The organism is Micromonospora sp. NPDC023814 (assembly GCF_040639595.1).
Taxonomy (GTDB): Bacteria; Actinomycetota; Actinomycetes; order Mycobacteriales; family Micromonosporaceae; genus Micromonospora.
In genome coordinates, this window is sequence record NZ_JBFAAF010000084.1 from 17,800 (window position 1) to 28,932 (window position 11,133).

Sequence of the window (11,133 nt, forward strand, 5' to 3'; positions counted from 1 at the left end):
ATCCGACACCCTGCGGCGATCCTTCGACCACTCGGCGTATTGCCTGCCGGTCGGTGGAGTCGTTGAGTGGGCAGGGGAAGGCTTCGACCGCCGCGTCAGCAGGCCGGGAGGCGACCGTGGGGCTCATCCAGATCGAGGGCACGGCCGAGGTGCTGCGCGGGCTGCGCGGCATGGCGGGGCTCGACCTGATCGACCCGAGCGCCGCGTCACTGGGCGCGGACCGCTACCGCATCTCGGCGTACGCGTCGGAGGAGCTGATCCCCGAGTTGGAGGCGCGCGGCGCCCAGGTGCGGGTGATGATGTCGTCCGGCCAGTTCGACGCCTTCCATGCCGAGGTCTCGCAGCACCTCGCCCCACCACCGGAGGCGTCGGCCCCGCCGGAGAGCACCGGGGAGCGCTGAGGTGCCCCCGCCGTACCCGGACATCACCGCGCCGCTGCGGGCGCAGGAGATCGAGGACGCGCTCGCCGATCTCGCCGCGAGCTTCCCCGCGCTGTGCACCCGGACGGTCTTCCCGGCGGAGACGGCCGGGGGTCGGACGCACAGCTACGTCAGGATCGCCAACGGCAGCGGCCCGAACCGGCCGGCGGCGCTGATCGTCGGCGGGGTGCACGCCCGCGAGTGGGCGCCGCCCGACGCGCTGGTCACCCTCGCCCGCAACCTGCTGGTGTCGTACACGTCGGGCACCGACATCGTCTTCCCGGCGATGACCGTCACCCCGCTGGTCGGCGCCCCGGTCCGCTACCGCGCCTGGCGGATCCCGGCGGCCGACGTCAACGACATCGTCACGAAGCTCGACGTCTACATCCTGCCGCTGCTCAACCCCGACGGGCGGGAGCACGACCTGACCCACCTCAGCGAGCCGGGCTGGCGCAAGAACCGCAGCCCGCAGGCGGGCGGTGAGATCGGCGTCGACCTGAACCGCAACTTCGACATCATCTGGCGTTTCGAGGACTACTACGACGTGGCGCTCTACCGCGCCCGGTACGGTTCCGACCCGGCCTCCACGTCGCCGGCCGACGACACCTACCGCGGCCCGTCGGCGCATTCCGAGGTGGAGACCCGCCACCTGGAGTCCCTGCTGGACACCCTGCCGATCCACTACTACGCGGACGTGCACATGTTCGGCCGCAACATCCTCTACTCCTGGGGGCTGGAGGAGGACGGCGACGACCCGGCGATGCACTGGCGGGCGCCCGCCTTTGCCGGGACCCGGGACGGGCTGATCGCCGGGGATCCGGCGCTGCCAGCGGGCCGGACCGACTACAAGGAATACCTCCCCGACGATCCGCCGCACCGGATCCGCTCGCGGGCGCGGATGATCGCCACGGCGATGCACGACGAGATCCTCCGATCCGCCGGGGTCGATCCCGCCGCGCCCGTGTCGGCGTCCCAGCGTGCCCACTCCGAGTACACGGTCGGGCAGAGCGCCTTCCTCTACCTGCCCGTCGGCGGCGGGCCGAACTCGGGGTGCAGCGACGACTACGCGTGCAGCCGGCAGTTCGTGCTGGCGAACCGGCAGCCGATCTTCGCGTACACCCTGGAGACGGGACACGCCGAGGAGCAGGGCTTCCACTGCAACTACGCCGACCCGCCCGGCCACTTCCGCAAGATCAACCGGGAGATCCACGCCGCCGTGACGGCGTTGCTCAGGGTCGCCGCGAGATCCCCGCTGCCCGCCTCCGGCGGGGGTGGGGGCGGCTGCCTGATCGCCACCGCAGCGCTGGGCCACCCCGACCACCCGGACGTGCGCTACCTGCGGCACCTGCGCGACGGGCGGCTGCGGGCCACGCCGCGCGGCGCGCGGGCCGCCGACGCGCTGGACCGGGTCTACTACAGCTTCAGCCCGGCCGTCGCCCGACTGCTGCGGCGGCACCGCCGGGCACGCACCGCCGTGCGGGTCGGGCTGATCCGACCGCTCGTCGCCACCCTGCGCCTGATCCTCGGCCCCGACCGGACCCCGGGGCCGGCCGCATCCGTCGGCGAGTCACCGCCGTGGCGGAGCGCGTCCGCCACCGGGGCACCGCCGGGCCGGACCGTAGCCGCCGCCGAGCCGCCGCCGCACGGGCACGGCGGCACCGAGCCGGGAGGTGGGCGCTGATGGCCGGGACCGCCGAGCAGCTCGCCGTCGAACTGGCCCGGCTGCTCGACCCGGTCACCGAGCGGCTGGCCGCCGGGCAGCTGGTCGACCTCTTCGCCGAACTGGGCCTGCCGCTGCCCGGCCCGGTCGCGGGCGCGCCCGGGGTGGCCGCCGCCGCCGGCACCGCCGGCGCCGCCCTCGCCGCCCTCCCGCCGGCGGTCACCGCGCTGGTCGACGCGATCGCCGACGACGACAGCGCCGCGATCGCCGCCGCCCTGGGCGACCTGCTGCCGCTGATCGTCGAGGCCGTCGACGCCGTCCGCGCCCTGGCCGAGGCGGTACGCACCGCGTACCCGTCGGGCGGTGCGGTCAGCGCGCCGCTGGCCGCGATCCTCGCCGACCTGCCGCAACGCCTGGTCGACTGGACCACCGCCAGCTACCTGCTGGACCGTCGGCCGGCGCTCGGCCGTGCCCTCGCCCTGTTCGGGCTGGTCGACAACGTCGCCGTGCCCGCCGACGGGGACCGGCCCGCCTACCTGCGGCGCGGGCTCCGGCTGGACCGGCTCGGGGGGCTGCTCGACGACCCGGCCGCCGCGCTGCGCCAGGTGTACGGCTGGGGCGAGCCCACCCTCGACGCCGCGCTGCTGCTCGCCCGGCTGCGCGACTGGCTGACCGCCGTCGGCGTGCCGGCGATGGTGCTCGCCGGGCCCGGCGGCCGTCCCGAGCTGGCCGCGTTCCTGTTCCGGCTGCACGCCGTGGAGGGACTGCCCCCGGGCACGCCCACCCCGCTGGAGCTGACCCTCGACGTGTTCGACTTCGGCGGGCTGGACATCCCCCTGCCGATCGGCGACACCTGGGCGGTACGCCTGCGTGGCCAGGGCAGCCTCGACCTCGGCGCCGCCCTGCGCGTCGAACCGCCCGCCACGCTGCGCCCGCAGGCCCCGGCGCCCGGGGTCGCCGGGGAGCTGACCGTGTCGGTGGAGCGGCTGCCCGCCGGGCCCGGGCCGATGGTGCTCTTCGGCGAAGCCGACGGCACCCGGCTCACGGCCACCGCCGTCCGGGCCGCCGTCGGCGCCGCGTTCGCCGCCGACGGCGCCGGGGTGAGCGCCCGGCTGGTCGTCGACGCCGAGGTCGCCGCGGGCCGCCTGGTGATCGCCTTCGGCGGCGCCGACGGCTTCCTGTCCAGCGTGCTGCCGGCCACCCTGGAGGTCGACTTCGACCTCGGGCTGCACTGGGACCCGGTGGACGGGCTGACCCTGCGCGGCGGCGCCGGCCTGGTGCTCGCCGTACCTCTGGCGGTGAGCCTGGGCCCGCTGCGCCTGGACCGGCTCGACCTGGCCCTGCGCCCCGGCGCGGCCGGCATCACCCTGGAGGTCCGGCTCACCGGCGGCATCGACCTCGGGCCGTTCGCGGCGAGCGTGGCCGGCATCGGCGTCGGCGCCGACCTGGCCGTCCGCGACGGCAACCTCGGCCCGGTCGACCTGGCCTTCCGCTTCCTGCCGCCCACCGGGCTCGGCATGGTCGTGAACGCCGGGCCGGTCACCGGCGGCGGCTTCATCGGCTTCGACGAGCCGGCCGGCCGCTACTCGGGCGTCCTCGCGCTCAAGCTCGGCGTGGTCGGGGTGGAGGCCGTCGGCCTGCTCGACACCCGGCTGCCCGGCGGCGCGCCCGGCTACGCGCTGCTGATCCTGCTGCGGGCCAGCTTCCCGCCGATCCAGCTCGGCTTCGGCTTCGCGCTCTCCTCCGTCGGCGGGCTGCTCGCGCTGAACCGGCAGACCGACGTGGACGCGCTGCGTGCCCGGATGGCCTCCGGCACCGTCGGGCGGATCCTGGCCCCGGAGGACCCGGTCCGCAACGCCCCGGTGCTCCTGGCCGACCTGGCCGCGGTCTTCCCGCCCACCCCCGGCGTGATCGTGGTCGGGCCGACGCTGCAACTGTCCTGGGCGGAGCTGGTCCGCTTCGACATCGGCGTGTTCATCGAGCTGCCCGGCCCGCGCAAGATCGTGATCCTCGGCTCGGCGCGCGCGGGGATCGAGAACCCGTCCGGCGGCCGGCCCTACCTGCAGATCCGGCTGGACATCCTGGGCGTGGTCGACTTCGCGCAGCAACTGGTCGCGTTCGACGCGGTGCTGATCGACAGCCACCTGCTGGAGATCCTCGAACTGACCGGCGGCGCGGCGTTCCGGCTCAGCTACGGCGCCGAGCCGTACGTGGTGCTGACCGTCGGCGGCTTCCACCCGGCGTACAACCCGGCGCCCCTGGTCTTCCCCGCCAGCCTGACCCGGATCGCCATGACCCGCGGCGAGCCCGACGACCTGCTCTACTTCCGCTTCGAGGGCTACTTCGCGGTCACCACGAACACGCTGCAGTTCGGCGCGGCCGTCGAGGTCATCGTCAACCTGGGGCCGTTCAACATCCGGGGCTTCCTCGGCTTCGACGCGCTGATCCGGTTCCAGCCGTTCCACTTCGACTTCGCCATCCACGCGTCGGTGAGGGTGCGCTGGCGCAGCCGCACCCTGGCCGGGCTGGACCTCACGGGCAGCATCTCCGGCCCCGGCCCGGTGGTCTTCCACGGCAGGGTCACCCTGGAGATCCTGTTCTTCGAGATCACCTTCGAGGAGACCATCACCCTCGGCTCGTCCACGCCGCCGGCCGTCACGCCGGTCGCCTCGGCCGTGGCCGAGCTGGCCGGGGAACTCGCCGACCCGGCCAACCTGCGCAGCACCGGCGCGACCGACGCCGACGTGGTCGTCGAGCCGGCCCGCAATGCCGCGCTGCCCGTGGTCTCGCCGCTGGGCCAGGCCGTCTGGACCCAGGAACGCGCCCCGCTGGACCTGCTGCTGCAACGCTTCGAGGGCGCGCCGCTGACCCGGCCGGAGACGGTCACCGCCACCGGCCCGCAGGTCACCGGCACCGAGGTCGACTGGTTCGCGCCCGGCGGCTTCGCCGACCTCTCCGACGCCGACGCGCTGAACCGGCGCGCCTTCGAACGGCTCACCGCCGGCGTCCGCCTCGGCGGCGAGGGCGCCGACGCCGGACCGTCCACGCTGCTCACCGTCACCGTCAAGCAGATCCGGCTGCCCGCCCCGCCGGTGCTGGTCACCGCCACCGCGCTGCCCCGGTGGCTGCTCGCCGCGGCGGCCGGCCGCACCGGTCGGCCCGAACGCGACCCGGTCACCCCGGCGATGGGTGTGCGGGACGAGACCTGGGCCGTGCACGACGCCGGGGGCGCGGTGACCACCGGGCTGTCCCAGGCGCAGGCGCACCAGCTGGCCACCGTGGGCGGCGTCGGGGCCGCCGTCGCGGCGACCGACCCCGTGCCGGCGATGAGCTTCTAGAGGGGCGGCGAGGATGGCCGACGAACAGCTCACCTTCCACGGATGGTCGCGGGAGCGGATCGCCGCGCTGGCCACCGGCGTGCAGGACGGGCGGCCCCGGGTCGAGACGGCCGTCACCCTCACCGGCACCGACGCCGCCGGCGCGACCACCACGGCCGCCACCGGCACCGTACGGTTCCTGCTCGCCGGCCCGGCCGACGTGGTCCGCCTCGCCCCCGGGGCGATAACCCGCCGCTACCCGACGCCCGGCGCCGTCGACCACGAGTCGGACCGCTGCCCGCACGTGGAGTTCGCCGACGCGACCCTGCCGTGGCGGTACACCCCGGCTGCGCGCCCGGCCGCCGGCGCTGGCGCGCAGCACCCCTGGCTGGTGCTGGTCGTCGGGCTGGACGGCGACGAGCTGACCCTTGCCGGGGACCAGGTGACGCTCAGCCCGGCCGTGCAGGCGCTGCACCCGCTGGGCACCGGTGCGACGGCGTACCGGTGGGCGCACCTGCAGGTGGACACCGCCGGGAGGCGGATCGCCCGGCTGCTCTCCGGGCGGCCCCTCGCCTCGGGCACCGACTACGTCGCGGCGCTGGTGCCGGCGTACGACCCGGCGGGGCAGCCGCGGTGGACGGGCGCCGGTCCGGCCACCGTGCCCTGCTACGACACCTGGCGGTTCCGCACCGCCACCCCGGCGGGAAGCTTCGAGGACCTGGCCGCCGCGCTGCGCCCCGGCGCCGCCGAGCCGGAGACCGGCCGGGCGCCGCTGGACTACCCTCGGGTGCCCACCGCCGGCGACCTGGCGGTACGCGGCGCGCTCGCCCCGCTCGGCGGCACCGACGCGGCGCTGCCCGGCGAGGTCCACGACGACCTGGACGCGCTGCGCACCCCGGCGCGGGACGACCGGGGCCGGCCGATCGTCGGGCTGCCCCGCTACGGCGAGGCGTGGCGGGCCGGTGCCCCGGAGGAGACCACCTGGGGCGGCAGCCTGAACACCGACCCCCGGGACCGGGGGGTGGCCGGGCTCGGGCTGGAGCTGGGCATCCGCCTCCAGGAGGAACTGGCCGCCGAGGCCCGCGCCCACCAGGGCGCGCTCGCCGAGGCGCGGCAGCGGATCCGGGACCTGGTGCTCGGCCTGCACGCCGCAGGCGGGCTGTGGCGGCGGCGGACGCCCGCCGACGCGTACGAGCGGCTCTGGCTGCTCGGGCCGGCGCTGGGCCGCGTGGTCACCCCGGACGGGACGGTGGCCGCGCTCGCCACCGCCGCGGACCGGCCGCTGCCGGCGGGGCTGTTCTCCGGCGCGGCCCGGCGGATCCTGCGCGCCGGGCCGGCGCGCACCGCGCTGACCGCCGCCGGCGCGGTGCCCGCGGGCGAGGTGCTCAAGGCCGCCAACCGGTGCCCGCGCCCGCCGCGCCCCAGCGCCGACGGACTCCCGCTGGACGACCTCGGCATCGACCTCGACGGCCTGGAGGAACGTCGACGTCGGGCGGCGGAGACCGGGGAGGTGGACCTGCACGCCGCCGCCGGACGGGCGAAGGAGTTGGCCGAGGCCGCCCACCCGAAGCTGCGCGACCTGGCGCACGCGGTGGCGGAACGGCTCGCCCGGGCGGCGCACGCCGGGTCACCGGCGCCGTGGGCCGAGGCCCTCGCCCTGCTGGCCGCCGCCGCGACCGTCGACGACCGCGCCGAGCGGGAGTTGGAGCGACTCGCCGCCGCCTTGCGGGAGCTGCTGGAACGCTGGCCGGAGCCGGCCGGCGAGGACGACCTGCCGGCGCTGCTGGACGGGCTGGCCGAGCCGGAGCCGGTGGAGCCGCCGTGCCGCCCGGTCGACCTGGACGCTCTGGCCGCCGGGGTGGCCGCCGCGTTCGACCCGACCGGCCCCGACGCCGCCGCCCGGGTACGCGTGCTGTCCACCATCGACGGTCTCGATCCGGCGCAGCCGCTCGCCCCGCCGGAGGTCTGCGTCGGGCTGGACCGACCGGTCTGGGCCGACCTGCGCGACGCCTTCGACGAGTGGCTGCTGCCCGGGGTGGGCGCGCTGCCGGAGAACTCGGTGATCGCGGTGGAGACCAACCCGCGCTTCGTCGACGCCCTGCTGACCGGGCTGAACACCCAACTCCTCGGCGAGCTGCGGTGGCGCAACATCCCGGTGGCCAGCGGCTGCACCCCGCTGCGGGTGTTCTGGAGCCGGGCCGACACCGGCACCGGCGCCCGCGTCGACGACATCACCGGCATCGGGAACTGGTCGGACGACAGCGGCCTGGGCACCCCGGCGCACCGCCCGTCCGGCGCCTCGGGCCGGGACCTGGTCGTGGTGATCAAGGGGCGGCTGTTCCTCCGCTATCCGGCCACCGTGGTCTACCTGGTCACCGCCGAGCACGCCGGCACGGTCGACTTCGGGCAGGACCCGCCGGCCGGGGCGGTCCGGGTGCTGCCCAGCTTCCAGGGGCGGATCGGCACCGACGTGACCTTCTTCGGCTTCCAGGGGTTCGACCCGGCGGACGTGCTGCGGCACTGGCTGGTCTTCGAGGAACCCCCGGCCGGCTACCGCTTCGCCAACGACGCCTCGACCTCCCCGGCGCCGGAGACCTGGGCGCGGACCAGCTTCGCCCGCCCGGTGCGGGTGCTCATCCGCGGCGACCACCTCGACCCGGAAGGACCGTGATGGCGGAACCAGTCGTCGGCGTGCTGCTGCCGGTGCGGATCGAGACCCGGTTCTCTCCCGGCCTGCTGCGCCTGCTCGTGGTGCCGGACGAGCCCTGGTTCGCCCGGCACGACCCGCGGGTGTCGCCGGGCGAGGTCGACGCGGTGCGGCGTTACCTCGACGCCGGGGGCGGCGAGGTCGCCTGGCGCGAGCTGACCGTCCACGTCGGCGGGGCACGGGCGGTCTGGCTGGTCCGGACGCTGGTCGTCACCGCCCCCGACGGCACCACCGCGCTGCGGCCGGTCGGCGCGGGCGAGCTGCGCACCGAGCCGGCCTTCCCCCGGATCGAGGAGTTCCCGGACACGCTGCACGTCTGGCTGGCCCGCGGCGGCGGCCCGCCGGCGCAGGTGTTGACCCTCACCGTCGACCGGGGCCGGCTCGCGGTCGACTTCCCCGCCCCGGACGCACCAACGGACCGGCGGTGGTGGGAGAACTGGGACGAGGCCGTCGAGGCGGGCCTGGCCGGGAAGGTGCCGCTGGACGGCGACCCGTCCGACATCGACGCGCTCTACGTCACCGGTCTCGGCGACGGCGACCCGGGCGCGCTGTTCGGCAGCCACCGCGACGAGGGACGGCTGTCCCTGCTGGCCCCCGGCTCGGCGACGAACACGGTGGACGGCGTGCCCGCCGCGCCCGTCAATGGGGACCCGGCGGCCTGGTGGGGGGTGCTCACCGGTGCGCCCACCGACACCGACCGGCTGGTCTCCGCCACCCTCACCGGCGACCCGGGGCTGCTCGGCGCCCTGCCCGGCACGTCGGAACCGCACCGGCGCTGGGCGGGCGCGGCGGTGGCCGGGCTCTGGCCGGCGCTGTGGGGTTTCGCCGGGGCGGACGTGTGGGCGCTGCCGACCGGCGCCGCCGCCGAGTGGGCGCCCGGCGCGTTGCTGCCCGAGGGGCCGTTCCCGACGCTGCGCGTCGGCCCCCAGCCCTACGGGCTGCTGCCCGCCACGGTGCTGCGCCGGTGGGTGCCCGAGCCGAAGGACCCGCCGGTCGAGGCGGGCCTGGTCGAGCCGCTGTCCCACCTGCGCGCCGAGTACGCCGCCGCCGCCGAGCAGCGGGGCACAGTGGTCGGGGCGTCCACCGAGGAGCTGCTCGACCTGATCGGTCAGGTGCCGACCTCGCCGCTGTTCCGGCACCGCCGGGCCTGGCCGCTGGAGCTGTGGTGGCTGGTGCTGCTCCTGCTCGGCTACGGCGCGTCCTGGTCCGACCTGGACGCCGCCTGGCGGCACCGGCACCCCGACGCCGAGCGGCTGGGCCTGGCGCCGCACCGCCGCTACGGGGCCACGGGCGCGCCCCGCCGGCTGGAGATCCCGCTCGTGACGCCGGACGGCCTGCCCGCCGGCACCGGCGTCGCCGACGTGTTGAAGCGGCTGCTGGAGGTCGCGGAGGAACAGCCGTGGGCGTACGCGAACCGCGCGATCCTGGAGAAGGAACTACTCAGGGAGTACCCGCTGGACAGCCTGCTGCTGCGGCTCGCCGTCCGGTCGTTGCAGGTGGCGATCGGCGACGTGGGGCGGGCGCTGGCCGGCGAGGCCCCGCCCGGCCCGGAGCCGGTGGCCCGGGACGCCGCCACCGCCGGCCGGCTCCAGGGCTGGATCGCCAACACCCCCGCCGCCGCGCTGCACGGGCCCACCCCGCAGGCCCGCGCCTACGAGCGGGTGGTCGACGGGCTGCTCACGCTCGGCGAGATCGAGCCGCCCCGGTTGGAACGGCTGCTGCGCGCCACCGTCGACACCGCCGCGTACCGGGTCGACCCGTGGTTGCTGGGGCCGCCCACCCGGCGGCTGCACGACCTGGTGGAACAGCAGGCGGCCAAGCCCCGGCTCGGGGCGTACGGCTGGGTGGACCGGCCCCGGCCGGGCGCCCCCGGGCCCACGGCCGCCGGTCTGATCCACGCGCCGTCGGCCGGGCAGGGTCTCGCCGCCACGGTGCTGCGGGACCGGGCGGTCAGCGACCCGTCGCCCCGCTGGGACCTGGACCTCACGTCCCGGTCGGTCCGCGACGCCGACCGGATCGCCGAACACGTCCGGGTCGGCGCGCACCTGGCCGAGGCGCTCGGCCGCGAGGTGGAGCGGGTGGTGGGCACGCCGGCCGACGTGGAGCGGCTGCGCCGGGACTTCCCCGTCCGCACCGAGCACGCCGGGCGGCGGGTCTGCGACGGGCTGGCCGTGCTGGCCGCCCCGCCGGGCGGCCTCGGGCTGGACCCGGACCGCCTGGCCGGCCTGGACCGGCTGCGCGTCGCCATGGACGCCTACGGGGACCTGCTGGTCGCCGAGGCCGTGCACCACGTCACCGAGGGCCGGGCCGAGGTGGCCGGAGCCGCGCTCGATGCCGCCGCCGGGTTGACCCGCCCGCCGCGGCTCGGGCTGCTGCGCACCCCCCGGGAGGGGCGGGCGGTGAGCACCGGCGTGGTCGTCGTCCTGCCGCACGTCGCCGACGCGGCACTGCCGGCCGACCCGACCGACCGGGCCACCCTCGCCCCGGCGGCCCTGGCCGACCCGGCGACCGCCGCGTTCCTGGCCACCCAGGTCGGCGCCGACTGGACGTTCGAGGTAGCCGCCGGTGGGCTGGTCGCCACCGTCACCCTCGACGCGTTGGGGCTCGGGCCGGCGGACGCGCTGGCCCTGGCGCGCACCGACCTGGAGCGCCTCGCCGTCGCCGCCGGTGCCGCCGTGCTCGGCGCGGAGCCGGCCGCGGCCACGCTGACCGGCGGCGACGGCGTCGCCCGCTACGAGGCCGCCGCGCGGCTGGTCGCCCTGATCGGGCGCCGCCCGGCCGACCCGGACGCGACGGCCGAGCGGCCGGACTCCGCCGACCCGCCCGCCGCCGCGCACGCCGACCTGCTGGCCCGCTACGCCCGGGTCCGGGACACGGCGGCGGCCCTGGCCGCCCGGCTCGCCGCCGAGCTGGCGCCGACCGCGGACGACGGGGGCATCGGCGGCGCCGTCCGCCCCCCTGCACACCCCGTTCGTCACCGCACTGCGCCGCACCACCACCGTGGAGACCCTGGTGGTGGAGGTCTTCGAC

Annotated in this window: 5 protein-coding genes; all 5 read left to right on the forward strand. The window is 77.0% G+C overall.

Features of this window, described 5'->3' with window-relative positions; all coding sequences use genetic code 11:
* Positions 1 to 116: 116 nt before the first annotated feature.
* A complete protein-coding gene (locus AB0G14_RS30280; protein ID WP_357703253.1) occupies positions 117 to 401 on the forward strand; it encodes a hypothetical protein in 285 nt (94 codons plus the stop codon).
* 1 nt (position 402) lies between these two features.
* Entirely contained in the window at positions 403 to 2,100 is a 1,698-nt protein-coding gene (locus AB0G14_RS30285) for a M14 family zinc carboxypeptidase (protein ID WP_357703255.1), read from the forward strand.
* Positions 2,100 to 5,417: a DUF6603 domain-containing protein gene (locus AB0G14_RS30290; protein WP_357703257.1), complete on the forward strand. Its 3,318-nt coding sequence runs from the start codon at positions 2,100 to 2,102 to the stop codon at positions 5,415 to 5,417. The genes AB0G14_RS30285 and AB0G14_RS30290 overlap by 1 nt, the downstream gene beginning before the upstream one ends.
* Before the next feature lie 13 nt (positions 5,418 to 5,430).
* Positions 5,431 to 8,067: a hypothetical protein gene (locus AB0G14_RS30295; RefSeq protein WP_357703259.1), complete on the forward strand. Its 2,637-nt coding sequence runs from the start codon at positions 5,431 to 5,433 to the stop codon at positions 8,065 to 8,067.
* Positions 8,067 to 11,133 (forward strand): hypothetical protein (locus AB0G14_RS30300; protein ID WP_357703261.1); only part of this gene is annotated, 3,067 nt, incomplete at its 3' end. The genes AB0G14_RS30295 and AB0G14_RS30300, both read left to right, overlap by 1 nt.